Below are 24216 nucleotides of genomic sequence, written 5' to 3' on the forward strand. Positions count from 1 at the left end.
TCACTTCTGGAGGGGGGGAAGCGGTGCTTCGGGGCGTTGGTCGCTATGGTGCCAATGGGATTGTCGAAGCACGGCAAGGAGCCGCCCTACTCATGGCGTTCGCTGTGGAACACAGGTGTTGTTGAACAAAGGCCAACGGAGATCGTCGACCGAGGAAGCTCAACCGGATCGATACCGCGTTGGTCCGCGCGCATTTTCTAATGGAGCTCTGGCAGGACCGGATCGAGTTCTTCCTGCTCGAGCGTCTTGGCTCCATCTTCCGCCAGGTACGCTGTCAGAGCCGCGATACCGGAGTCCGGTGGACATCGAGCGGGTGCCGATTTTTTGAACGGCACTTGTCCCAAACGCTCGGCAAGTTCGACACTCATGAGGTGGGCACGGATCGGTCGGTCGACGGCGCGCTCGATGGTGTGGAAGATCCAGGTGCCGTCCGGATCGATGTCCGACCAATGAAAGATCGGCGTCTGTTCGGATACCAATCCTGCGATCGTCCGCAGCGCCTGTTGGGTGGCAAGCGAGGGGTACCCTCCGACATACATGGTCGTTCCTAATCGGCCGGGGTCCGCCTCGGCGATGTGCCGGTTGAAGCTTGCGAAATTTTCGATCGTTAGAACGTAGGCCGGCGGCTCCCGGAAGCGGACGCGATCTGCTTCCTTCGGAGTGATTCCGAAATAATGCGGAGATATCCTGGAAAGATCGGCTCCATCGAGGTCGATCTTGCCCGCGATCAGCAGCGGCGGTGCGAAGCGCTCAAGGCCGATTGCCCGGAGCGCCTCGCGTGGCCGCGCGCCGGGCGGAAACTCCAGGATGCCGCTCAGGAGCCGCACGACCGCGCCTTCGATCCGTTCGAGCGTTTTGCTGTGACCCACCGTTCGTCTCGAGAAGGTCTTGTAGTCGACGCCAAGATGCTTGTTGGCCAGGATGGCCTGGGCGAGAACGAACGCGTCGCGCAGCGTCTCGACATCGGACGAAGCGAACCCGTGCCACGTTTTCCCCCGCCCCCATACCTCGGCAACTTGGGAAGCGCTGTTCTTCAGAGACTCGTGCATCGCCGCCCCGGCGACAAGCCGCACGGCGGCGTCCTCCGCGATGCGCGACGCGGGGGTACGGCGGAGATATCGGTATAGGATCTGCGCCGAGGCCAGCCGCACATGTGCCACTTGGTCGCGCATGGGGCCGCGCCCCCAGCCAAGGGAGACCGCGCCGGCACTTTCGGCTTCCCTGATCTGTTTCAGGAAGGCGTCCGCCGCGACTACTGATGGGAAGGCGGGGTAGTCCGGGTGGGCGATCGGGCTTGCGGCCCCGGCCTCGAAGCGGTTGAGCAGGTCGTTCAGCAGGCCGATCGCATCCGTGAAACGCCGAGCCATGGCTACTCGGCGGCCAGACGGCTGGCGAGCTCATCTACGGACATCAGGTCCGGATCGATGGCCATCAGCTCGCGCTTGGCCTTCTCTTTCAGTTCCACCACAGTGGCCCTGGACTGCTCGCCGATGCGGTCCACCTCCACGATGGTGTCCATGTGCTCGAGCACGGCGACGCGCTTCTCGAACGGCGCCGCGATCACGAACTGCAGGCCGAGGTTTTTGTAGAAGCTCATCATCTGCCGCTGGTTCTTACCGTCCATCTTGGAGAAGGCCTCATCGAACATGGCGAGCGCGAAACCGGCGGGCTTGCCGGCACGACGCTCCGCGCTGCCGTAGACGGCCGCCAGCGAAGCGCCGATGGCAACGTAGATAGGCACCTGCTGTTCGGCGCCAGACCCGGTGCCGCGCCGCTGCTCCCAGCGGGTCGAGCGGCCGGTGGCGACATCCTCCATGTGGATCTCGAAGGTGTAGAAGTTGCGGTAGTCCTCGAACTGGGTGAAGTCCTTGTCGGGGTCCTCGAGCAGCGCCTCGAGTGCGACGATCGTATCCTTGTGCGGGAAGTCATCGGGCACGTCGCCCCGGAACAGCATATCGAGCGCCTCCGGAGAGGTTTTGGCGATTTCGATGATCTTCAGGATGGGCTGGAATTCCACCATCTGGGTGCGGTGGAATGAATATCGCTCGTTATGGAAGGGATGTGCGTAGAGGCTACGGTTCAACGATTGCAGCTCCCGCTCCATCTTTCCGATCCGGGCCGTGAGCGCGTTGATGAACTCGCCGCGCAGCAGGGTGGACGCCTTCTCCGCCGCTTCCCGCGCCTGCCTTTCGTACTGGCGCAACTCGTTGGATTCGATATCCGAGATGAGCTGCTCCATCCATGGCTTCACCTCCTGCAGCGGCTCGCTTTCCGCGCCGACCTGCGAACTCATTCCGAACTGGTCGAAGTAATCGTAAAGAAGCTCGCGGACCCGTCGCTCGATCCGGGCGCGCTCGTTGTCGGACGCGTTCGCATCCTTCAAGGCCTTCTCGGCGATGGCCCGGTGTTTCTCCGCGAAGCCCTTTTGGGCTGCGGCATCGAGGCGGTCGCGGTAGACGGCCCTGCCTTTCGCGGTGGAGTAGAGTGGGAAGAACTTGCGGTATATCGACCGGGCGACCCTGAGGTTGAGTTCGGAGCCGGGCACGTTCTCGCCCTCTCCGAGCCTCCTCTCCGCCGACCTGACCTCGCCGTCATGCTCGCCGAACGCCTTCTGCTGTGTCTTTCTCTCCTCCAGCCTCTTCTCCTTCAGCTTTTGCTGCGCCCTCTTTTTGTCGCGAAGCCCGCCGTCCCCCGCGCCGTCGAGGGCATCGAGCCTGGCCTGAGCTTCAGCGACCTCAGTCTGCGCGGCCGCGAAGGCGGCCGCGCAAGCCCCCAGGTCATTACGTCCCTCGCAGATGTTCTTCAGAGCGGCAAAAGCCTGCTCCGCGGCATGGGCCTCCTTCCCCTTGTCGGTCAGGATCCGACCCAGCTCCTCGGCCTGATCCTGCAGGGATCGCAGGGCGTTCGCCTGGGCTGCCTTTCCGATCTTATGCTGCGACGATTCAATCCAGCGATGGCTCCGGACGAGTCCGTCGTCGTAGAGGCCGTCCTTCATAATCGCCCGGCCGGGCCTGTTGAACTGGTCGAGCGTGTCGGCGAGACGGACATTGCCGTAGCGGCGCATGATGAAGGCCATCGCGTCCGGATCCTGGCTCCGGAAGATCGAGGGGAAGGTGCCGCGCTCCGGCTTGGCCCTGAACTGCTCGAGCTTGTTTAGGCTCACTAGCGATGCATGGCGAAACTCGCGGCGACCTTCCTTGAAGATGGACGTGGCGGCGCTGATATCCGCTCTGTCCACGAACACGGCTTCCCGGTCGCGGCCGAGGAGCGCCTCGGCGGCTCCTACCCACTCGGGTTCGGCGACTTCGATGATGTCGCAGAGCACGCGCGGGACCATTCCCCTCTGCCGCAGCCTGCGGCAGAGGAGTTCAGTGTCGTCGCCGAGATAGGCGCGCGCCCCACCGGCGGCGTGCTGTCGGATCCGTTCGAGCACCTCGTCGCGCCGGCCGCGGAGCCCGGAAAGCTCCGCGATGATCGCTTGACGTGCTTCGTCGATCTTCGGCAGCCATTTCGCGCCGCTTGCCGCGAAGGACTTCTCGGCCGCGGTGACCTCGTCGGAGACGCCCCCGATGTCGGCCTCGGTGGTGGCGGTCACAAGACGCTCAAGCGTAGGAACGAAGTCCTCGAAACCGTCTGCGCACATCGCGCGTAGCGGCTCCAGGCGACGGATGTTCTCCATGCGAGCCTTGAAGTCCGCCGAGGCGCGGTGCGCCGCCTGCCCGGCCACATCGGCGGTCTGCTGCAGGAACTTTCTGCCGGTCTTGGCATCGTGCTCGGCGATCGCGGCCATGAGGCGTTCGATCTCCTTATCGATGGCCTTGACGTCGTCGTCGATGAATTCGAGTTCTTTTGCTGCGGCGTCCCGGCGCGCCATCTCGGTACGCCGCGTGGTCTTGAAATCCAGGTTTGTCGCGCGCGCCGCGAGCCAAGTCGCACGTTTTGCGATCCACTCCTCCCTGAACTTGGTCTCGAGCGCCTCTTCAAGCGTGCCGAGGACGACCCGAAGCGCCCTTAGGGCTTCGAGCCTGAGGTGCATTTTCCGGATGGTCTCGCTGATGTTGCGGTATGTCTGGATCGACTCGCGCAGCTCTTTGATGCCGATCGGACTGTCCTCGAGGATGTAGTTCCGCACGAATTGCGTGGCCGTCTGGTTGTGGTCGAGCGTCATCGCGTTGACGATTGATTTCTGCAGGGCGCTGGCGTTCTGCTCGCCATAGGGCGAATGCGGCAGAAGATGGCGCATGTACTCGCGGACGTAGTCGCTCGCCCGGTCGCGATGATTGACAAAGTTGCCTTCACCGACCGCCGCGGCGATCCGGGCGCGCACGTCCTCCCACTGCGCCGGGAATTGCGACTTTCCTCGCTGCTCGATGAAGTCCTTGGAGCTCAGAACGGTCCCGACGGCGACGAAGAGTGCCAGCACGGTCTCCCTGCTGTCGGACTTGCGCGCCTCGAGCGCCATGCCGATCGTGACCGGTGGCCGGGCGCCTTCCGTGTCTTCGAAACCGAGCGCGATGTAGGTGCGCGCCTCGTCGCGCCGGCGCTGGTCTTCGCCGAGGGTGCCAAGGCAGTAATCGACGACGCTGCGCTTCGAGCCGCTGCGCGATTTTCCGCTGTCGCCGGCGACCGCGTTCAGGCGCAAGAACCGCCGGCTCGCGCCGGTGAGAACGACCTGTGCCATGTCGAGGATTGTCGATTTGCCGGACCGGTTCTCGCCCAGGACCCCGACGTGTCCTGTCACGTCGATGTCGGCGACGTCGAACAGGTGCCAGTTCACCATCGTCAGGTGGCGTAGTTCCATCATGCCTCGTCTCCTGCGGGCTGCGGAAACCGCGCCTCCTCGCTACGGACGTAGCGCTCAAGCCGTTGGAGGGCATCGCTGCCACTGATCAGCTTAATCATCGGGCGGATCCTGATCTCGCAGTCCTGCTGCTCGTCGTCAAAATCACTGATCTCGACCAAACTGCGTTGGGCAGCCTCGCGCAGGATGTCCCGGAAGCGGGCGGGCGAGATCGCGCCTCCGCCGCCGTGTTGCGCCATCTCGCGGTAGCGATCGAACAGGTCGTTCAAAGTGGCCACTACGACGGCCCGGTCCTCGACTGCTCCGACGTTCACCTCCTGCTGCCAGTATGCCGCCAGCACCAGCATGACGATGGTTTCGTCGAGCTTCATCCGGGGCAGCGGCACGTCCTCGTCCATGGCGACGATGCCGGCCCACTGCGCCTCCGGATCGCGATGGACGCGGTATCCGCAACTATCGAAGAAGCCGTCGACCACGTCGCGGAAGCGGCCGTCCATGATCGTGTTGTAGACTGTCCCGGTCCGGGGGTCTCCCGCGAACACGAACTGCCGCCGTAGCAGGAAGTGCAGCGCTTTGCGGAGGTCGGCTGCCTTTTCCGCGCCGAAGGAGCGCTCGACGTTTTCGAACTCACTGAGCATGAGCCGCCCTCGCCTTCCGGAGTGCGCCCGATCGCTTGACCAGGAAGTTTGCGCAACGGAGCCATTCGCTATCGTGTGGTGGCGTGTCGGGGCACGGTTCGAGTTCGAACCCGGCCGCGACCTGCGCCGGAACCTCGCCTGTCAGCGCATATCGGCGGGCGCAATCGAAGGCGAGAAAGTCGTCCACGGTATCGATTTCCATGAAGCGGGCTTCCCTGGTCGCGAATGGCGGCACCTGGCCCTCGAGGAATCGTCTGACATCCTCGGGGCGGGGCGCGATGCGAGCGATGTACTCGAGGCGGAGCTTCTTCCGCAGATCATACAACGGATCCGACGGCGGCTCGGCGAGCTCCCTTGCTTCGACGGGACGGCGTGGCTGCCTGGCCGGAGCCTGATGGTGCTCCGACCAGGGCGACCGCAGCGGCTCGATGCTCCATTCGGTTGTCGCCTTGTGGTGCCTGCCGTCCCGCAGTAAGGCATCCAGGCGCCGCACCAGGTCGCCGGCCCGGCCGACGAGTCCCTGCCCGCCCCGCTCGGCGTACTTAATGGTGTTGCGGACCCGGGCTTCGAGCTGCCTCCGGAAGGCCTCGATCCTGTCGAACATCTCCCCGATCTGATCGAAGATGCTTTCGATGGCCAGCAGGTCGTCGGCCGCGGCCATTCGACCGTCCTCGATGTCGGCTGCCATGCTGGAAGCTATGTACTCCTCGGCGAGGACCTGCATGGTTTCCGGGGTGTAGGAGATCCTCCGCGCGAGATCGACGATGGCGTCGCGGAAGCGGTACGGATGGTTGACGGTGAGGATGGACTCGAAATCCTTCAGCAGAAGCTGTTCGACGAACTCCTCGAAAAAGGCTTCCAGCCGGGTAGCGACTGTTTTCGACTCCATGACGGTCCGTCGGACGCGCTTCAGGTCGGCCAGAATGGCCCGCAGGCTCTTAGTGAACTGGTCGGCCTGATTACGCGCCTCGCGGACGGCGAGCGCGGCTTCGCGCTGCTTGCGGTCGGTGATCTCGGGCCTCAGTTTTTCGACGGCCTCCAGGTTGAGGCGGATTTGCACGATCAAGCCGCCGAATCGCTGCGAGAGATCCTTATTGAGGCTCGCGAGCCGCTGGATCACGAGCAGCGGTCCCATAGCCATGTCCACGGTAACGCGAAGCCCGTATTCCTCCTCTTCAAGCCATCCCCAGACAAGCAGCCGGGCGTACAGTTGTCGGGCAAGACCGAGCGCCTTGTCGCCCTTCTCGGAAGCGAGCGCGACGTCGGCCTTCCGGATCCGGCGGCGTCCCGCGGAGATCATTTCCGGCAGGCTGCCCAAATCATCGCCCTCGTTCCAGAGGACGGGGTTGGCTCGCATGACGTCGTAGATGGCGTGGACCACCTGCTGCGGGGTCGGAAACGACGGCGCGCCTGAAAAGAAGCGTTCGTGCAGATCGAGCAGACACGCTGCGTACAGGTGCTTGTGATCGCGCGAAAAAGCTAGAAAGGCGTCGTCATGCAAATGGCGGAACAAGGTCAATGACGCGGCTCCTGGGCCCGACTTCATCCTGAGTTGGCGGCGCTAAATGCACGGCCATGTTAGTGAGAGTGGGTCTTGAAAATACAACCGGAAGATCAGTTCTTAGTATGTTCTAATATAGCTTTCCAGCTCAATCGCTGTCGAGACTCCAAAGGTCCGATCGGAGCTAGTGTCCGGTCTCAGCTCGGGAACAATCCGGCCTCAAGTCATTGAATTTGTTGTGGTTACTATTGCAGCAAAATGGATACAAGGAGTTGCTTGGCACGATAGTGATACGAACGTTCGACATGTCGAGGAGGCTCTCTCGCCCACCGGCAGATTCGAGCCACCAGCTCTTTTAGTAACTTCAATAAGAGCGGCAGTGGGATCGCGGGGTTTCATACGCGATTGCGTATTATGCCTAAATATACGCGAAGAGGTATAATATATAGATATTCGCGGTCGCGTATATTGACAAATTATACGCGTTTGCGTATCATGCCTTTATGGATACGATCGCCCGCACTCCGCAACAAGTTGGCGCCGGGATCAGGCGCTACCGGCGGCAGAAGAAGCTCACCCAGGGGGACCTTGGTGAGAAGATGCATGCGCGTCAAGCGACGGTCTCGAAGCTGGAGGCCGGTGAACCTGCAACGCAGCTGCGCATCTTGATGGATGCGCTGGCCGCGCTCGACCTCGAGCTGGTCATCCGGCCGCGCACCAAATTGACGGCTGAAGCGATTGAGGATCTGTTCTGATGGCGCGTCGCCCTGCCCGTGCGCCGCTCAACGTATACCTCAACGCACGGCTGGTCGGGCGGCTGCGGCGCGAGAGCAGCGGCGCAGTCGATTTCCAGTACGACAAGCAGTGGCTCGCGTGGGAAAATGCCATCCCCGTTTCCGTGTCGCTGCCATTGCGGGAGGATCGTTATATCGGCGATCCCGTCGTCGCTGTTTTTGACAATCTTCTGCCCGATAATGACGACATCCGCCGACGCGTCGCCGAACGCGCGCATGCTGATGGCGCCGACGCTTACAGCCTGCTCTCCGCAATCGGCCGCGATTGCATCGGGGCGCTGCAATTCCTTCCCGACAGTGCCGCACCCGGGGGCGCCGGCGCGATTGATGGCCGCGCCGCTAGCGATCAGGAGATCGCCGCCATTCTCGGCAACCTTGCCAGCAATCCGCTCGGCATCGGCCCCGACCAGGACTTCCGCATTTCTCTCGCGGGCGCGCAGGAAAAGACAGCGCTGCTTTACTGGAAAGACAAGTGGCACGTGCCTCATGGCACGACCGCAACTACGCACATTATCAAGCCGCAGATCGGGAAGTTGCCGAACGGAATCGACCTGACCGGCAGCGTTGAAAACGAGCATCTGTGCCTTGAGCTGGTTGCGGCACTCGGCTTGCCTGTCGCCAAATCAAGCATCATCGATTTCGCCGGGCGCCGCGTGCTCGCAGTTGAGCGGTTCGATCGCATCTGGACGCGCGACGACCGCCTGTTGCGGCTGCCGCAGGAAGACTGCTGCCAGGCGCTGTCCGTTCCACCCGCGCGAAAGTATGAATCCGATGGCGGACCCGGCATCCGCAAAATCTCGGATCTGCTCAAGGGCAGCGATACGCCTGAGGACGACCAGACCATTTTCTGCAAGGCGCAGATCGTGTTCTGGCTGCTTGCCGCCACCGATGGCCACGCGAAGAATTTTAGCATTCATTTGGCGCCGGGCGGACGTTTTCATCTTGCCCCGCTTTACGACATCATTTCGACCCAACCAAGCTTGGACGCTGGGCAGATCAGCCAAAACCAAATGAAGCTGGCCATGGCGATCGGCAGCAACCGGCATTACGTCGTCCACACGGTTCTCGGCCGACATTTCGTGCAGACTGCGAAAAGCTGCGGTCTACCCGACAAAACAGTCAAGGTTGTCATCCAGCAGCTCGGCGATACAGCCGCAAAAGCCATAGATCAGGTGCTGAATGCGCTTCCAAAAGGATTTCCGGAGAAGATGGCCATATCGATTGCTGATGGCGCAAAGCGCCGTGTGAATTCGCTGGCTGTGCTCAAGAGTAGTGATTGATCACCGGTTTGCGCAAGCGTACGATGCCCCCCGTGAACGGTGGCAGGAAGACCGGATCTACCAATCCAAACCTGGAAGCTGCCTACCAGAGGAGCAGCAGCGCGATCAGCAACAGGGAGCGTCGCCCGAAAGCAGCCAACCAGCGGCTCAAGAAACGGGCCCGGTTCAAGAACGGCGATTGCCGCTCTCCTTCGACGGCGAGCGGCCCGCGCCGTCCGTATGCAAGCTCCAACAGCGACTGCTTTTCCAAACTAGGTGTTTAGTCACGGCATTGCTGGAGCGGATTAATTGCGGCTCGATCATCTCGCCTTCGTTCGTTTGTCCAGTTGTGACCGCGACGTCCAGAATGACGCCGACCTTGTCATCGACGGCCGTATGCTGCTTGTAAGAGGGCTCCAGCCGCCGGTTGCGGGCATTCGTGGCCATCGTTGCATCGGGATCGGTCCAGCAGATCTTTCCCAAGCTCATTTTTCGTCTCCCCCTTGCTGCGTTGAGTGCTGCGACCGTTTGCGTTTGATCGACAAACGAACCCTCCAAATAGAGTGTCGTCATGGTCCAGACTCCCGGGAGACCAGCCGCACTCGATCGCATTTGTAAGAAAGCGCTCGTGGGGGTCTAGCCTGGCCTCTTTTAGATCGTACGAGGCATCATGGTTGCTCCACTCTGCGGCGCACACGCGGACTTGGAGGCACGCGGACATGACTCGGCGCCGTGGGAAGTGAGAACCCGACGCTGTCCCTACCGCGCCCGCGCTGCCAGTGAAGTTGGCGGCGTGACTCGGCGCTCACGCCTCCGAAAGCGCTTGTCCCTACCACGCGCTGCAAACTTCGGTGGCCAGCCTTCGCCCCTGGATAAGCGAGACCGACCACCGCGGCGCCCCGAGAGGCTCAATTCCCAAGGGTGCTACCAAGCAGTATCGCTGAGAAGGACTGGAAGCACCTACCAGGATTGGTTGGTGCCGATCTAATGTGGCCTGGGGCAAATGCGCCATGGCGACTGAATTTGATACGATTTTTGATGTGATTGAGCGTCACCGCGAGCTTTCCGTGCAGCACGCCGCCGCGGTATCGGTATCCGCGAAACTTGGCGCAGGTCCCGAGTTTGATGCCGCCGACGCGATCAGCGAGGAAAGAAGGTTGGCTCTCGAGGAGTATGCAGACGTGCTCACTCCAAGCCGACCACGCTTGCGGACGTGATCGCCCTGAGCCGCTACGTAGCCAGGCTACCGGGTTGGCTGACGGTCGATGGCGATGCCGTGCGTCGCCAACATCTGCGCCTGGCGATAAAGCGGCAAATGCCAATGATACTTGGCATCGATCACATGCGCTGACCAGCCGCTCCGTGGGCAGTGTTCGGGACCGGCATGCTGGAGGACGACGCCATGACAAGCGCGGCAGGTCAGTTTGGGCCGGCGAGTGACGATTACACGATACTGCGCCGGTACGACGTCGAGCCTCTGGCATCGCTCCCAATTTTCAAAAAGGACGCCTGCGCAGCACGGGCGGCAGGTTGCAGTGGGCATCAGGGCCTCGACGATGTGCGGCAAATACTCCGGCAGCTGACCGCGGTTGGCTGTGCGCTCGGCAGTTCGCTTCTCGCAGGTTCTTGGATTGGCGTGATCCTCGGCTGCTTCGAGAGCCGCGACGGCCTCTTCGATGTCCTCCAAAACAGGCTGTAGTTGATCAGCGTCCAGCTTTTCCGACGATCGACCGAACTGCGCATCTTTCGCAAGCTTGCGCCACGCTTACGGCCTACTCGGTTAGCGCGATGTCGGATCGCAGCCAATCAAAAAGGCAACTGCAGCTAGTTCTTTGCGCTGCCGTCCTCACGTGACGAGGTTCGCTAATGCCAATATTGCCGGCGTCTAGATGGCGCGGAGGTGGATGGCCACTACCAAAGCTTGGGGGGCGTCGAACGCCTGGAGCTTGGCTATAGGTGTGATCTTTTCAATCGAACCTATAGGACGCCTGAAAGAACGTACCCCAGCGCTCCATGCTGTGCTTCGCAAACATGGGTGGTGCACCAACGCAGCCGCTGCCGCTGCACAACGTGTCGCTCCGCCTGTTGGTCCACATCGCCCAATAGCGGCCACCGACGCCGACGCTGAAGTTCTTGGTAATGAAGTAGGACAACACGCCTTCGAGCTGGACGCCCCCGCCACCATTGCCCCGTTGCTCAGCGAAGGTGGTCATAGGGCGCAAGAGATGGTTGTCACGCCCCTTGAAATCGGTCCAGGGCAGGTAAGCGACGTCAGCGTTCAAACGCCAACGCTCGGTGAGCATGGTTTCGGCGCTCAGGCCGATCCGAGCTGCATTCCACTGAGTATTCTGGCTGCCAATGACCCTGTCGTCGTCCGGCGCCAAGCATGGACGCGGGCGAGCTATCTGTACACACCCCCTCGAGTCGGAGTTCTGTTCGTAGTAGGTCCAGCCGATAAATCCCCCGACCTTGTAGTTGGCGGCGCGCAGGAAATCGTAACCGGCATCGGCCGTGTAATAGGTGAACCTCCCGTTTGCCTGGCCATGGATCGTGTTGCTATAGGCGCCGCCCCAGTCTTCATCGTTCATGTTTCCTTTGTTGAAGCGACCACCCCCAACGTTGCTCTTCAGGAACACTCCCCACGGGCTGTCGAGACGGCCAAATAGCTCCCCGGAAAGTCCGTCAAGTCCGTGATAGGTGAGCCTCGATCCAAGAATGCTGGGGTCATCAAGGCCGACTGCGCTGTGGTCCCATTGGAAGCGTCCCCGGCTGAGCCAGAGCCGCGATCCGCCTTCGAACGACCAACCGGCCGTGTAAGCAATCGGCGGCGCGCTGGCGGGGGCTTTTGCGTACAGCGGTGCATCGGGCCATTGCACCGCCCACGGGTCGGCGCCAAAATGGTAGTTCAACCCGATCTTTCCGATGTGATAGCTGCTGGAGAGGCTGGTTATGTTCGCCGGAAGAATTGCGAACGGCGGATTCTGCACCGTCGGAGGCGTTGCGACACTCGGCCCGCCGAAATGGAGATAGTCATACTCGACGTTGATCGACCATGCAGGCGTAAGCGCTTGCTCGACGCCCAGCCCGATGACGCCACCGAGGCGACCATAGTCGAAATGGGTTTTCTCCTGTGGCGCGCCGCCTTCATCGTTGTTGACGACGTCGCCCCGATTGTTTTGCCAGGCTACGCCAGCCTTGAGATAGGCCAGTGTGTGGCCCAGCGCGCCAAACGCGTAACCGATGCGGCCGGTCCCGGTGGCAAAGACGTTGGGACCTGCCTTGCAGTTTGCACTCACGACAAAGCCGGAGGCGGCGAGGCAAGTATTCGTGCCGTCTGAGACAACACCGCTGGCATCGAGTTCGACACCAAAGACCCAGCCGTTCTTCTGCCAATTGTAGCCGACCTGGCCACCCGCGAGAAACACTGGGGTATCGACGACATCGCCATAGATTGACTGACCGTAGGGATTGCTGAAGGAGGTTCGGCCGTACCCGCCGCCGAGGTGCCCGCCAATATAGCCTCCCGACCAGTTCCACACAGCGGGCGGCAGTTTCACTTCTGGCTCAAGGTCTGCCGCATTCGCAGCACCGTTTGCGACGAGCGCAATTGTCGTGGTTCCTACCAGAAATACTCCAGATCGCATCCAACACTTTCCTGTATTGTCTCGGCCCACGACCGAGCGCCCTTAAGTTATCGCCGCAGCAAACCGTCGGAGCGGACTAGACACTGACAGCGACGCGCGCCGAGTCCGTCCCGAAGACCATCGCACTGCGATTGGTGATGATGCCGCAAAGAGAGCAAGTCGCGTGCCGAAGTGAATTCACAGGCTATACAGGCACTTCGTCGCGGCGTTTAGCGTCAAGTTGCTCACATTGGTCTCGATACCGACAAGGGCCACGTTGCCCGAGAGTGGCCCGCTCGCGCGCTGAATGTGTACGCGCGGTGGCGCGTGCAGACCCGGCCCGTGTGATTTCAACAGGAAGCCCTCTGCGCTTCCCCGACTACGGCGCTGTGTCGCCGTTGATTTAATTTCACCGAGTCCTACTGATGGGACTAGGGTCGAGACTCAATTGAGCCAATATGCGACGAGAGCGGCGAGATGAACAGCGGCCAAAAAATTACGGGCGAGCTTGTCATATCGCGTGGCGATGCGCCGGAAGTCCTTGAGCCTGCAAAAGCAGCGTTCGATGACATTTCGTCCTTTATAGGCGCGTTTGTTGAAGCGATGGATGACGACACGGTTAGATTTATTGGGGATTACGGGCTTGGCGCCGCGACGAATGATTTCGCCGCGAAGCTTGTCGCCATCATACCCTTTGTCGGCGAGGAGCACGCTCATGGGTGGCGCGAGCGCCAGGACATCGGGAGCCGCAGCGATATCGGCATCCTGGCCTGGAGTCAGATGCAGGACGACCGGCCGACAGAGCGGATCGCTCAGCGCATGGATTTTTGTCGTGCGGCCTCCGCGCGAGCGGCCGATTGCTTGATTGTGCTCCCCCCTTTTCCGCCGGAGGCACACCGGTGAGCTTTAATCGAGGTCGAGTCGAGCGACAGTACGACGCCGTCTTCGCCAGGCTTGGCCAGCGCTTCGAAGATTGCGCACCATCGTCCTCGCTTGGCCCAGCGATTGAAGCGATTGTAGATCGTCGTGTAAGGGCCGTATTCACGTGGACAATCACGCCATCGTGCACCCGATTGCAACATGTGAATGATGCCGCTGACGATGCGTCGGTCGTCGTCCCGATCCGGCCCCGTCAGTCCCCTCGGCAGATGCGGTTCGATACGCGCCCATTGCCTGTCGTTCAGCCAAAACAAACCAGCGCGCATTCTCTCGCCCCCGAATCAACACGTAGGCAAGAGAATCACGTGGCGCTATTTAGGTACAGACCCTAGCATTACAGTTGCTTTTTTGATTTGAAGTGGGCGCGTTGAGCGGCAGCCTGGTGAGCTCTGCGCCAGAAAGACCATGCGATGATGTGTGCGGGTTGAATCCGCTTTCGAGCAAGTCTGATGGCAATGCGGCGTATTTCCTGGATTGACCAACGGATCAGTGGTGGGGTGGTTATGCTTTGGCTTTTGCCGGGGGGCGCCGTTTCGTTTTTTTGGGCGGTGGCGGATTAGCGCGATGTCGGATCGCGGCCATCATGGCGAAGGCGAGCATCACCAGGGACACATGACGGTGCCAGCCATGCCAGGACCTGCTTTCGTTGTGATCAAGCCCGAACTCGTTTTTCGCGGTTTCAAAGCTGTCCTCGATCGCCCATCGATGGCCTTCGACCGCGACCAGCGTTTCAATGGCTGTTCCCGCTGGGCACCAGGTGGTGAAGAAGGCGAGGTCATCATCGGCGATGCGACGACGGATCAGTAGACCGCGTGTCCACAAACCGTCATTTGCACTGTTGGACTGCTCGGCCTCGAGATCGGCCAATTCGAGATAACACCAATCGTGCAGCCGCGGCCCCTTGGTTCCGGCTCCCGCCGACAGGCGCTTCCAGTCGGATGAGCGCCGCGTCCGGGCGAGGTCTGCAGCCGTACCGGCGACCGGCGGTCGCTTGCCCCAGGATCGAAACACATGAGCGCTGCTGACCCCAAGCACGTAGCCTTTGCCTGCCCGACGTAGTTGCTGTTCGATGTTGCCAACACCGTAGACGGTATCACCGGCAATCCACTTGAATGGTATAGACGCGGCTATCGCGCGCGCGATCATTCTCGTCGCCAGCTTTGGTTTGGTCGCAAAGCCGACATCGGCAGGCACATATGTGGCTTCCAGACGATCTGGATCGTCGGTCCATTCCTTCGGAAGATACAACGCGCGATCGATGAACGCATGGCCATGACGCGAAACATAGGCAGCGAAGACGCCGATCTGGCAGTTCGTGATCTTCCCTGCCGAACCAGTGTATTGCCGCGCCACTCCGCATGACGCTTTGCCCTGTTTGAGAAAACCGGTCTCGTCGATCACCAGCACCGCATCGTCATCCGCCAAATGCTCGATGACATAGTCGTGCACGATATCGCGCAGGGCATCAGCGTCCCAGTCTCCACGACCCAGAATCGCCTGCTGCCGCCATGGGCCGGGATCGCCAGCCGCCTCCGCGCGCATCCAACCGGTCTTGCGCTGCTCATCTCCGAGCAGACCTTCCAGGAACAGGCCTGCATTCGTCGCAACACGCTCTTGCGTGAACAACGGACGTATCCGTTGCTTGATCTCTCGAAGCGACGCCGCCCACAACGCAAGCGTCTCCTCAACCGACGCGGCCCGCGCCCACGACATTCGAATCATGGTTGCCCATGGATTCAGAAGCCCGCAATAAAAGCAACTGTAATGCTAGTCCTCAGGAACGCAAGTTCGTCACATTGGTTGATAGCTCGAATCTCTACAGAGGAGAGTGCTCGTGGCGAATGCGGGTGTGCGAGGCCGGCCGATCGCGCCGCTGGTGCTTAGTCCGCAGGAGCGGGCGTACTTGGAGAGGCAGGTTCGTCGTCATCGCGTTGCCCGATCGCTATCTGAGCGCTGCCGCGCGATCCTGCGGTGTGCAGATGGTCTGCCAAGCAAGTCGGTGGCTGCCAAACTTGGCATCCATGAACACACCGTTGGCAAGTGGCGCCGCCGATTCTTGAAGGATCGCTGTGATGGCCTGCTTGACGAAGCCGGCCCTGGCCGCCCTCGAACCATCGACGACGATCAGGTTGCTGAGGTAATCGAGCGGACATTGCGTACGACGCCGCGCGACGGACGCACTGGTCGATCCGCTCGATGGCTGCGGAAACTGGCTTTTCTCACACCACGATCCGCCGAAAGTGGACGGCGTTCGGCCTGCAGCCGCACCGCAGCCAGACATTTAAACTGTCGAGCGATCCGCTATTCGTCGATAAGGTGCGCGATATTGTCTGGCTTTACCCGAACCGAGCCATTGTCCTCAGCGTCGATGAGACCATTAAGGCACGGTGGATTTGTGAGCAGGCGCATCAGCAGTTGAAGGAGGAGCTTGGACTTGATCACTTCGAAGGGCGATCATGGCAAGGTCTTCATCGCCACGCCCTGATGACAATGATTGCCTACGCCTTCCTGCAACATCATCGCCTCGCATACGCGGGGCGAAAAAAAGAATCAACGGGCCTCCGCCTCAACGTTTCGCCATCGTCGATCTCATCCTTCGGGCGCCGTCTCAGCAGTGCCCATATTGCCGAAAGCAAATCCTTGAAAGCGCAAACGCATTCTGTTCGCGGTAGGGACACCCATCACTGGGCGCCCCCCGCGCAGATCCCGGCGAGCCCAATTAAGGCACCGGGCTCCTACCTCGGGTGTTTGACGGCGAAGCGCAGCTTCGGCCATGGATGAAGGATGCGAGCCTTGGGGAGCCAGTCATCGGTGATCTGCGTTATGCGATCCCAGGTCAGACAGGTCCGCTGACTGCGCCGCCGAAGCGTCCGCCTCCAGAGATCGGTCAGATAGAACCGAAACGCATTGAGCGCTCGGCCATTCGTCGGGACAGCAAAGTACGCAAAGTGGCCGGTCAAGACCTGCCTCAGCCATTTCCCTTGTGCAGGGATCGGCCAGTGCATTCGGCGCCTTAGCTCCTCCTTGATTTCGCGGAGTTTGGTTCACAAGCGGTCGCTACGGGTCTTCCGTTGAAGCTGGAAGCGCCCTTGGCGTGATTTGCCGCAGATAAACGTGAACCCCATGAACGCAAAGGTTTCCGGCTTTCCGAGTCCGCGCTGCTTGCGTTGAGCCGCCGCATGGCGACCAAACTCAATCAGGCGGGTCTTGGCGGGGTGGAGCGTCAGCTCGAACTCCTCCAGTCTCGCGCGCATCGCGTCAGGAAACGACGTGCGTCATCCTCGCGCTCAAAGCCGACTACTACATCGTCCGCGTAACGCACGATGATCATGCCGCCGGAGACCTCGCGCTGTCGCCAGCGTTTGACCCACAGGTCGAGAGCGTAGTGCAGCTAGATGTTGCCGAGAAGCGGTGAAATCACCGAACCTTGACCCGTTCCCCTGTCATCAGCGGCTACGACGCCGTCTTCGAGAACACCCGCCTTCAGCCATTTCTGAATGAGGCGGATGATGCGCTTGTCGCCGATCCTATGTTCCAAGAAGCGAACCAGCCAAGGTTGACTGACTGCGCCAAAGAAGTTTTGGATGTCGGCGTCAATGATCCAGTTCACGTGCCGCGTCTCGATCGCTGTGCAGAGCGCGTCCAACGCATCATGTGGTCCTCTGCCGGGCCGAAACCCGTAGGAAAAGCCACAGAAGTCTCCTTCGTAGATGGCGTTGAGCACGATGACGGTGGCGCCCTGGACGATTTTGTCTTCGAGAGCCGCGATCGCTAACGGGCGCTGCTTGCCGTCTGCCTTTGGTATGTACGTCCGGCGAGACGGTTGCGGGCGATACGCTCCTCGTTGGACCCGTTTGTGCAGATCGGCGAGCCGGGGCTCGAGATCTTTCTCGTAGTCCTCCCACGTCATGCCATCCACTCCGGGAGCAGCCTTACGCCTGAGCGCAAAGAACGCCGCCCGCAGTGTATCGACATTGATGTGGTGAAAGAGCGCGGTGAACCGGTCCTTCTTCCTCAGCCTTGCGGCTGTCCGTACGCGGTCCAGCGACTGGGTCATGCGAGCACGGCCCTGTGTCCGGTGCATGCGCTGCTGTTCCGCGTTTCCCTTGGTCCCCGGCCTTGGCTCCGCCCACTCCGCCGCCAGTAATCCGGCTTTGTTCGTTGGCTTCTCAGCTACTATGCCAGAGTCAGACTTCTCCGTGTCGTGCATCAGCGGCTACAGCTCCTCGCCTTCCCGCTGCGGACCATCTCCTCCGAGAAGGAAGATGGCCGACCCGGAGATATCCCGGTTCCCGTACAAGGAGCTTCCATACATGCCAGGGTCTACGACCACGCCGGGTTGGACGGGTGCTCGCGTTTGCGCACTCGCCCATATTGCCTTCCGCTCTTTGGACAGCGTCGGCTCCCGAGATAACACTGTTTCGCGGCTCAATGGCTGGCCTGCATGCTCCCCTACCGACGCTTCGCCGACACCCTCGCGGACGCCTGCGCACGGCTCGGGGCCGATGTGGTTCGCTACACCTTCATCGCAATGGACTTCCACCATCTATTCCTTGCCGGTCTCCCGGCGCACCCAAAGTAGTGCTAGCTAGTCATCTGGAACGCAAGTTCGTCACATTATTGATAGCTCGAATCTCTTCAGAGAAGAGTGCTCCTGGCGAATGCAGGAGCGAGGCCGTGAAGGATCGGATGTGAGGCGCGACGCAATTGCGACCTTGCCCGCCTGGTCGATCAAGCCATGGTTACCGAGCCGTTCTCGTCGCGCAAGCCGCCGTACTTGGCGGTAAGGCTGCGGGTAGGGACGGCTCGGCCGCCGTTGGCCCGATAAAACCTGTTGAGCACAAACGTGGCGCGGACGGACCAGTGGCGGATCCAAACCGGGATCACGATGCGTGGTATCAGCTCTTGCGCGCCGTTTCGCCCCTTATGCGCTTGTCTCGGGCGATCCGCTGTGTCTCGGCGGCTTTAGCTTCATCGCTGGTGCGCCAGCTGCCGGTCAGAACTTTGGGTAGAGCGTCATCGAGTTGCATCGTCAAACCGACAAAGGCGATGCGGCCGTCACGGTCGACGACGAACGGGGTGGGAATCCCGACACAACGGCTGGGATGTAACCAAAGCTTTTCCATTTCGCGTGTGAAGTCGACCCCGATCCGGCGATCTGATTGATCCATGACGCGGAAGTCGGCGTGAAGTGGACATTAGTGCGGCCGGCGAGCGAGCCACGCTTTGATCTTGGGTGTCTTGTGGGTGGCTAGTTGATGGGGTGGACGCCCCCTCACGGCATCGCTGTGCCAAAGTGGTATCGTTGACTATCACTTGAACGGAGGCGTCTATGTCGGAAGTTAGCATAATCGGGTTGGATCTGGCGAAGAATGTGTTCCAGATGCACGGCGCGGATGGATCAGGAACGGTGCTCTTCCGCAAGAAGCTGCGCCGGGAGCAGGTGCTTAAATGTCTTGCCGCGCAGCCGACGTGCACGGTCGCCATGGAGGCCTGCGCCAGCAGCCACTACTGGGGGCGCGAGATCGGGAGATTAGGGCATGCGGTGCGACTCATTGCGCCAGACTATGTAAAGCCTTTCGTAAAGCGGCAGAAGAATGATGCCGCGGATGCGGAAGCAATCTGCGAAGCCGCCCAGCGGCCGACGATGCGTTTCGTGGCGGTGAAGAGCGAGGAGCAACAGGCCGCGGCCATTGTGTTCCGCGCCCGCGACCTCCTGGTGCGTCAGCGCACCCAAACCATCAATGCGCTCCGCGGCCATCTGACCGAATTTGGGGTGGTAGCGGCGCAAGGTCCCTTCCATGTTGCCAAACTCGTTTCCGCGATCATCGGCCATGATACCGACATTCCTGAGTTGGCTAGACCGATCCTACGGCTGCTCGTCGAGCAGTTGCGATCCCTGAACGAGAAGGTGGCGCTGCTCGACCGAGAGCTCGCCCGCCGCGCCAAGGAGGATGCCGAAGCGAAGCGGCTAATGACGATCCCAGGAATTGGGCCGATCACGGCTACGGCGCTCGTTGCCCTGGCGCCGACAGCCCAGGCCTTCAAGAGGGGACGCGACTTTGCGGCATGGCTGGGGCTTACCCCGCTGCAGCGCTCCACCGGAGGCAAGCAGAAGCTCGGCAAGACGTCACGAATGGGCGAACGAACCCTACGACGACTGCTGATCATCGGCGCGAGCGCGGCCGTGCGCTGGGCAATGCGCAAAGGCTCGACAGCGGATCCTTGGCTTGCGCGCATGCTTGCCCTCAAGCCGCCCATGCTGGTGATCGTCGCCCTCGCTAACAAGATGGCGCGCATCGTCTGGGCATTGATGGCGAGAGGCGGAACCTATCGGGCTCCGGCTGCGGCGAAGTAGTTCCGCGGCAGGGACCGTGATAGTGTGAGAAGGTCAACCGGAGAGTATGGCGCACGGTCACGAGACAGGAATGGGAAAACCAGATCATGGATACGCGCCTCGAGCACGCGAAGTTGAATTGGACCCGTTCCGCGAACTCCCATACGGGCCAGCGGCATGTGACAGCCGCAACAAAAGGCCGGACACATGTCAGCACCCGACCACGCTCCGCACTCTTCGAAAGATTCTTCTTGCACCAACGGGGGCGTCCACACATGTCCATGACGATATGGACAGCGAACCCCTCAGGGATTTGAGCGTCGATCTCTTTGAGTAACTTCAAGAACTCGACCGCCCGATGGCGCTTGTAGCATTTGCCAATGACAAAGCGGAAGCGACATCGAGCGCGGCAAACAGCGCGGGCAAGTTCATCTGAACACCTGGATCGGGTGCCGAACGAGCATCATGGTCACAAGTGGTATCATCACATCTCCAAGCAGCCAATGCCGCTTGAACGGTTTTATGAAGAAACGATGTAGACTTTCCCGCAGCACCTGGTTGCAGGCGTCCCTGTTGTCGCGCCTGAAACCACCGACGTCTTGAACAAGACAGCCAGAGCCGCAACCACGTCCATAGCAGTGCTCAGTATGGCAGCGCTCAATAAAGAGAAGATCTTGCCGGCGTCCGCCAGAATGCTCTCACCATTTTTGAGCGGTGCGTTGGTGTGTGAGAACGTGCTAACGCTAGTCATGGCCCCGATGATGCGAACGCGACCGTAGCGATAAGATCGCGTCAGCGAGGGCAAAGATAGCTGAAGCGCGCAATCCGAGGTACCGTGTTCAATGAGGAAGACAGCAGATAAGCGGCAGCATCGTGGCCTCGTCGTGTAGCGAAATGTGTAGCTGGCCATCAACTCACCGACGAACTCGCCGTAACTGCAACACTTCTATGAAAGCATGGGTTTCACATCGGCTGGAGAGCGGAGAAGACGGAAAGCTCCGTGGCCTGGCTAACCGTACACATGACTCCGGCGCCATCGAGCCCTGGGGCCTTATCGCCAATGCGGCGGGAACGATTAAGCCCTCAAGGGAAGTGGAGGATCGACTCCACGAGATCCGGACCGGATTGGAGGGCTCATCCGGCGTCCAATTTGTCTCGCCCTCTGAAAACGTCGCAGACGAGGTGGTGTCAGTCTTGAGAACCCTTCATGATCCGGACTACCTTGATGCACTTCAGCTCACGCCGCATCCACAAGAGCCAGAAATCACAGAGCTTGCCAGAAGATATGCCGCGCCCGGAAGGAGCCTCGGACGCTGGGGACTCCCCGAGCCGACGGTGGGGTATATCGACCCAAAGGCATGGAATAAGCTGAATTTCGAAACAACAAAGCCGGTTGGCGGGAAAAAACTCCTTGAAGGCGTGTATGATGCGGGGGTTGCTTACAGCAGAGCGGCGCTCGAACATCCCACAAGCTCGAGATCTGCAGAAAATCGGTGAGGTGGTGACGACGTGGCTGCTATACGGCCCACGTCCCCGCTACTCAGGTACGATCATCGCCAGCCTCTATCCTGAGCTGCATGGCGTGCTGCCTTGAACATATCACTACAACATGAACGAGCACCGTCATGACCTCACCCCCTCCTGACGCGCGAACGAAACTTGTCATTGCTGCTCTGACGATCGCTGCGTTCGCTATCGGCCTGGACACGTTTGTCATCATTGGAGCGCTCGATGTAATCTCGCGTGATTTTGCGATTTCAACCGGCGCGGCGGGTCGGCTGATCTCGATTTACGCGCTCTGCTACGCCGTCTTCGCGCCGCTGAATGCCTGGATGTTCAAGGCCATGAGCGGCCATAATGTTCAGATTCTGTCCGTTTCGATCTTCATCATCGGTAACCTGATCTGCGCGATCGCTCCGAACTTCCTAACCCTAGCTGCAGGCCGCGTCATTTCGGCCTACGGCGCGGCGATGTTCACCCCGTCGGCTACCGCGCTGGCCGTGGAGCTCCTGCCGCCAGCCCGCAAAGGGTTCGCGTTGTCTCTCATCTTTGGCGGCATGACTGTTTCACAGGTTGCGGGCGTTCCTGCCACAAGCTGGATCGCAGATGCTATCGGCTGGCGCTTCTCATTCGGTTTCGTCGTCATTGCCGGGCTTCTCGCATTGATAATCTTCGCCCCGATGATGTCCGGAATAGCTACCAAGGCGCCGGAGCGCGGAGACGGCCCAATCTCGAAAGGCCTCTCCAAGACCATCTACGGTATCCTTTCCGTGACGCTATTCATCGTCGTTTCCGAGTTCATCGTTTACTCCTATGTGAGCGTCTTCATCATCGGTTCTCTGCTTGCCGGGGTGCCGCTGCTCTCAGCCGCACTCTTTGCCTACGGTTTCGGAGCCGTGACGGGAAACGCTGCGTGCGGCGTTCTGACTGACCGTTTTGGCCCGTATAAAGTTCTCATCGCGGTTGTAGGCGCACAACTCATCCTGCTCGTAGGTTTGGTTGCGTTCGGACAGCATGGCGCCCTCACCGTGCTCATCGCCTTCTTTTGGGGTAACGTGAGTTACATGTATCTGGTCCCGATCCACCACCGGCTTCTCGGTCTGGCCGGAGATAGGTCGAAGCTGGTGCTGGCAATGAACAGCTCGACCACCTTCGCGGGGATCGCCATTGGGGCTTTTCTCGGCGGCATCCTTGTCGAGACTAGCGGCGTCACGTCCCTGGCTGCGGCATCGATCCTAATTGGTCTTATCGGCATCGGGCTGGCTGTTGCCTTCATGCGTGATGCAGAACCTGAAGAAGCCGCAACTTCCGCATATCCGAAATGATATCGTCAACGATCGAGTTATTATCGTCCCAAAGTTAACAACGGTTGCGCACACCCGCGACAAGATTGTGAAGGAAATTGGAAGCCTCAAACGGCATTTCCGCAGCATGCTAAGCATTTGGATCGAAGCCGCACGCGTTCCGCGCGCGTACGAAACAACTAAGGGGCGGCCCCGGCGCCTGCAGGGCGATGCAGGTTCGCTTCAATCAATTGGAGGCGGAGATGGACGCCTTGAGGATGAACCGGTCTACGACCCGGCAGATATGGCGGCGGGCGGTGCGTTCGCGTCGCTCGGCTATGAGGGTGGCGTAGGGCTGGAGCACGGGTTCATGCGCAAGGAGGATGAGGCGCCCCATTTCCCAGCGACGAGAGGCCGAGCCGGAGGCGTCCGAGGGCGAGCCCGGCAGGGCCCTGCCCGACAAGCTGGTGGCGCAACTGGCCGCGCAGCGGACGGCGGCCGGCCGCTTAGGCGGCCCTGCTCTGTGCGTTTAAAAATTTCGACGCGCGCCGGAGCCGCCGCCTTTGGGAATGCCCGGCGCTCCACCTCGACCGGCAGTCCCACCCGAACCACCCTGGTTGTTGACGCGAGCGTAGCTGAACGTATCAGTTCCCCGCTTAAGCGATACGAATACGAGTGTCGCACCGGCACCGCCGTTGCCGCCACGCCCTCCTCGGCCCGCAGTGCCACCATCTCCTGCAAGCCCGGGTCCGTCGTGGCGATCAAACGGACCAGTTGCGCCTTCTTTTCCGTTTCTGGCATGGCCGCCATCACCACCTCGGACGCCTTGCCCGCCTGCGCCTCCATCGATTCCGCGCACGAGCACGGCGAGATTCAGAATCCCAGGCGGGGCAACAGGGAGGGCCGGGCTCCAATGGATTGTCGATCACACTCCCGACGATCTATGTGATTGCGGAAAAACTGCTTGATGACCCGGATGACCATGAAACGCCTGCCCGCCGTCGGCGTCCTCCAACCCGAATGGAAGCACCGTAGGTCCGGCGCCGCGGCACGCCCGGTAACGTTCCGCCAGCGCTGATGTGATCTCGCGCTTTGCGCGCATGCTGATCTTTCCTGCCGATTCGGCAGCTCCGCCCCAGGCACGACAGGGAAGTTGTCCGGTAACATTTTTAATGAGGCGATGCGGGAGGCAGTTCCGGATAGCGTTTGACACGTTCGGCGGAACGATCTGCCGTGAACCATTCAGCAAGGGGCGATGAAGAGCCGGCCCGTCAAGCTACGTCCCTTCCCTATGATGCCTCGCACGCACAGCACAGTGACATGGGCTACATCGGATCACAGCGTTATCTAGCGATGGATTACGCAGGCACTTTCGCCGGCCGAAAAATTGATAATCATTCCGAACCCATCAACAACCGCAAATTTGATCGATGCTGCGCAAGAACGATATCTTTCTTACCAAGGTCAAGCGACGCGCACCTCGGCGTGCGATAACAATCGAAGACACCCTTCATGCTGTACGTCGACTGGGTCCGCCTTTC

General features: G+C 60.7%; 17 protein-coding genes and 4 pseudogenes. 8 read left to right on the forward strand and 13 right to left on the reverse strand.

Features of this window, described 5'->3' with window-relative positions:
* Nucleotides 1-197: 197 nt before the first annotated feature.
* The 4 genes from ACVWW6_RS44255 to ACVWW6_RS44270 are packed head-to-tail and all read right to left on the reverse strand — an operon-like array spanning nt 198 to nt 6958.
* Complete coding sequence (locus tag ACVWW6_RS44255) at nt 198-1367, reverse strand: Wadjet anti-phage system protein JetD domain-containing protein (protein ID WP_456682992.1); 1170 nt, start codon at nt 1365-1367, stop codon at nt 198-200.
* Nucleotides 1368-1369: 2 nt separating this feature from the next.
* On the reverse strand, nt 1370-4804 hold the full coding sequence (locus tag ACVWW6_RS44260; protein ID WP_456682993.1) for an SbcC/MukB-like Walker B domain-containing protein: 3435 nt from the start codon (nt 4802-4804) through the stop codon (nt 1370-1372).
* On the reverse strand, nt 4801-5439 hold the full coding sequence (locus tag ACVWW6_RS44265; RefSeq protein WP_456679825.1) for a DUF4194 domain-containing protein: 639 nt from the start codon (nt 5437-5439) through the stop codon (nt 4801-4803). The genes ACVWW6_RS44260 and ACVWW6_RS44265 overlap by 4 nt, the downstream gene beginning before the upstream one ends.
* Complete coding sequence (locus ACVWW6_RS44270) at nt 5429-6958, reverse strand: Wadjet anti-phage system protein JetA family protein (protein WP_456682994.1); 1530 nt, start codon at nt 6956-6958, stop codon at nt 5429-5431. The genes ACVWW6_RS44265 and ACVWW6_RS44270 overlap by 11 nt, the downstream gene beginning before the upstream one ends.
* 485 nt (nt 6959-7443) lie before the next feature.
* Between ACVWW6_RS44270 and ACVWW6_RS44275 the strand changes: the two genes are divergently transcribed.
* Nucleotides 7444-7695 carry a helix-turn-helix domain-containing protein gene (locus tag ACVWW6_RS44275; protein WP_161533401.1) on the forward strand — a complete coding sequence of 84 codons (252 nt, stop codon included), beginning with the start codon at nt 7444-7446 and terminating at the stop codon, nt 7693-7695.
* Nucleotides 7695-9014 (forward strand): type II toxin-antitoxin system HipA family toxin, encoded by a 1320-nt coding sequence (locus tag ACVWW6_RS44280; protein ID WP_456682995.1) that lies wholly within the window; start codon nt 7695-7697, stop codon nt 9012-9014. The genes ACVWW6_RS44275 and ACVWW6_RS44280 overlap by 1 nt, the downstream gene beginning before the upstream one ends.
* Before the next feature lie 165 nt (nt 9015-9179).
* Here ACVWW6_RS44280 and ACVWW6_RS44285 read toward each other — a convergent pair.
* Nucleotides 9180-9470: pseudogene (locus ACVWW6_RS44285) on the reverse strand (transposase); the annotation flags it as partial.
* A 533-nt stretch (nt 9471-10003) separates the two neighbouring features.
* On the opposite strand from ACVWW6_RS44285, the gene ACVWW6_RS44290 reads away from it, so the two are divergent.
* Nucleotides 10004-10210: a hypothetical protein gene (locus ACVWW6_RS44290; RefSeq protein WP_271553256.1), complete on the forward strand. Its 207-nt coding sequence runs from the start codon at nt 10004-10006 to the stop codon at nt 10208-10210.
* A gap of 41 nt (nt 10211-10251) precedes the next feature.
* Here the strand turns inward: ACVWW6_RS44290 and ACVWW6_RS44295 are convergent.
* The 4 genes and pseudogenes from ACVWW6_RS44295 to ACVWW6_RS44310 form a co-directional block, all read right to left on the reverse strand.
* Nucleotides 10252-10749: pseudogene (locus tag ACVWW6_RS44295) on the reverse strand (IS66 family transposase); the annotation flags it as partial.
* A gap of 211 nt (nt 10750-10960) precedes the next feature.
* Nucleotides 10961-12637, reverse strand: coding sequence for an outer membrane beta-barrel protein (locus tag ACVWW6_RS44300; protein ID WP_456682996.1), 1677 nt, complete (start codon nt 12635-12637; stop codon nt 10961-10963).
* A 423-nt stretch (nt 12638-13060) separates the two neighbouring features.
* Nucleotides 13061-13821 (reverse strand): IS5 family transposase gene (locus tag ACVWW6_RS44305; protein WP_110115998.1). Its coding sequence is split into 2 segments (ribosomal slippage): nt 13061-13482 and nt 13482-13821, totalling 762 coding nucleotides; the frame shifts between segments, so codons are not numbered across the junction.
* 235 nt (nt 13822-14056) lie between these two features.
* Nucleotides 14057-15277 carry an IS701 family transposase gene (locus tag ACVWW6_RS44310; protein WP_097669484.1) on the reverse strand — a complete coding sequence of 407 codons (1221 nt, stop codon included), beginning with the start codon at nt 15275-15277 and terminating at the stop codon, nt 14057-14059.
* A gap of 277 nt (nt 15278-15554) precedes the next feature.
* On the opposite strand from ACVWW6_RS44310, the gene ACVWW6_RS44315 reads away from it, so the two are divergent.
* Complete coding sequence (locus ACVWW6_RS44315; protein WP_456683249.1) at nt 15555-15974, forward strand: helix-turn-helix domain-containing protein; 420 nt, start codon at nt 15555-15557, stop codon at nt 15972-15974.
* A pseudogene (locus ACVWW6_RS44320) lies at nt 15929-16199 on the forward strand (IS701 family transposase); the annotation flags it as partial. The gene ACVWW6_RS44315 and the pseudogene ACVWW6_RS44320, both read left to right, overlap by 46 nt.
* Before the next feature lie 400 nt (nt 16200-16599).
* On the opposite strand, the gene ACVWW6_RS44325 reads toward ACVWW6_RS44320, so the two are convergent.
* The 3 genes from ACVWW6_RS44325 to ACVWW6_RS44335 all read right to left on the reverse strand — a co-directional run bounded on the left by ACVWW6_RS44325 (nt 16600) and on the right by ACVWW6_RS44335 (nt 18726).
* Nucleotides 16600-16809, reverse strand: a complete 210-nt coding sequence (locus ACVWW6_RS44325; RefSeq protein ID WP_246740510.1) for a hypothetical protein — start codon at nt 16807-16809, stop codon at nt 16600-16602.
* 137 nt (nt 16810-16946) lie between these two features.
* Complete coding sequence (locus ACVWW6_RS44330; RefSeq protein ID WP_246740509.1) at nt 16947-17612, reverse strand: reverse transcriptase domain-containing protein; 666 nt, start codon at nt 17610-17612, stop codon at nt 16947-16949.
* Between the two features lie 841 nt (nt 17613-18453).
* A complete protein-coding gene (locus ACVWW6_RS44335; protein ID WP_456683262.1) occupies nt 18454-18726 on the reverse strand; it encodes a hypothetical protein in 273 nt (90 codons plus the stop codon).
* 161 nt (nt 18727-18887) lie between these two features.
* On the opposite strand from ACVWW6_RS44335, the gene ACVWW6_RS44340 reads away from it, so the two are divergent.
* Nucleotides 18888-19913 carry an IS110 family RNA-guided transposase gene (locus ACVWW6_RS44340; RefSeq protein WP_456682997.1) on the forward strand — a complete coding sequence of 342 codons (1026 nt, stop codon included), beginning with the start codon at nt 18888-18890 and terminating at the stop codon, nt 19911-19913.
* A 256-nt stretch (nt 19914-20169) separates the two neighbouring features.
* On the opposite strand, the pseudogene ACVWW6_RS44345 reads toward ACVWW6_RS44340, so the two are convergent.
* Nucleotides 20170-20312: pseudogene (locus ACVWW6_RS44345) on the reverse strand (IS630 family transposase); the annotation flags it as partial.
* A 528-nt stretch (nt 20313-20840) separates the two neighbouring features.
* Between ACVWW6_RS44345 and ACVWW6_RS44350 the strand changes: the two are divergent.
* Together ACVWW6_RS44350 and ACVWW6_RS44355 are read left to right on the forward strand one after the other, a co-directional pair.
* Nucleotides 20841-21389, forward strand: a complete 549-nt coding sequence (locus ACVWW6_RS44350; RefSeq protein ID WP_456682998.1) for a hypothetical protein — start codon at nt 20841-20843, stop codon at nt 21387-21389.
* A 128-nt stretch (nt 21390-21517) separates the two neighbouring features.
* Nucleotides 21518-22717: an MFS transporter gene (locus ACVWW6_RS44355; RefSeq protein WP_456682999.1), complete on the forward strand. Its 1200-nt coding sequence runs from the start codon at nt 21518-21520 to the stop codon at nt 22715-22717.
* Nucleotides 22718-24216: the final 1499 nt, after the last annotated feature.

The sequence above is a fragment of the Bradyrhizobium sp. USDA 3311 genome (assembly GCF_054062495.1).

Excerpts from the sequence above, each read along its gene's own strand:
- ACVWW6_RS44255 (WP_456682992.1), bottom strand. The coding sequence starts at position 1,367 with ATGGCTCGGCGTTTCACGGATGCGATCGGCCTGCTGAACGACCTGCTC.
- ACVWW6_RS44260 (WP_456682993.1), bottom strand. The coding sequence starts at position 4,804 with ATGATGGAACTACGCCACCTGACGATGGTGAACTGGCACCTGTTCGAC.
- ACVWW6_RS44265 (WP_456679825.1), bottom strand. The coding sequence starts at position 5,439 with ATGCTCAGTGAGTTCGAAAACGTCGAGCGCTCCTTCGGCGCGGAAAAG.
- ACVWW6_RS44275 (WP_161533401.1), top strand. The coding sequence starts at position 7,444 with ATGGATACGATCGCCCGCACTCCGCAACAAGTTGGCGCCGGGATCAGG.
- ACVWW6_RS44280 (WP_456682995.1), top strand. The coding sequence starts at position 7,695 with ATGGCGCGTCGCCCTGCCCGTGCGCCGCTCAACGTATACCTCAACGCA.
- ACVWW6_RS44290 (WP_271553256.1), top strand. The coding sequence starts at position 10,004 with ATGGCGACTGAATTTGATACGATTTTTGATGTGATTGAGCGTCACCGC.
- ACVWW6_RS44300 (WP_456682996.1), bottom strand. The coding sequence starts at position 12,637 with ATGCGATCTGGAGTATTTCTGGTAGGAACCACGACAATTGCGCTCGTC.
- ACVWW6_RS44310 (WP_097669484.1), bottom strand. The coding sequence starts at position 15,277 with ATGATTCGAATGTCGTGGGCGCGGGCCGCGTCGGTTGAGGAGACGCTT.
- ACVWW6_RS44325 (WP_246740510.1), bottom strand. The coding sequence starts at position 16,809 with ATGCGCGCGAGACTGGAGGAGTTCGAGCTGACGCTCCACCCCGCCAAG.
- ACVWW6_RS44330 (WP_246740509.1), bottom strand. The coding sequence starts at position 17,612 with ATGACCCAGTCGCTGGACCGCGTACGGACAGCCGCAAGGCTGAGGAAG.
- ACVWW6_RS44335 (WP_456683262.1), bottom strand. The coding sequence starts at position 18,726 with ATGGATCAATCAGATCGCCGGATCGGGGTCGACTTCACACGCGAAATG.
- ACVWW6_RS44340 (WP_456682997.1), top strand. The coding sequence starts at position 18,888 with ATGTCGGAAGTTAGCATAATCGGGTTGGATCTGGCGAAGAATGTGTTC.
- ACVWW6_RS44350 (WP_456682998.1), top strand. The coding sequence starts at position 20,841 with ATGAAAGCATGGGTTTCACATCGGCTGGAGAGCGGAGAAGACGGAAAG.
- ACVWW6_RS44355 (WP_456682999.1), top strand. The coding sequence starts at position 21,518 with ATGACCTCACCCCCTCCTGACGCGCGAACGAAACTTGTCATTGCTGCT.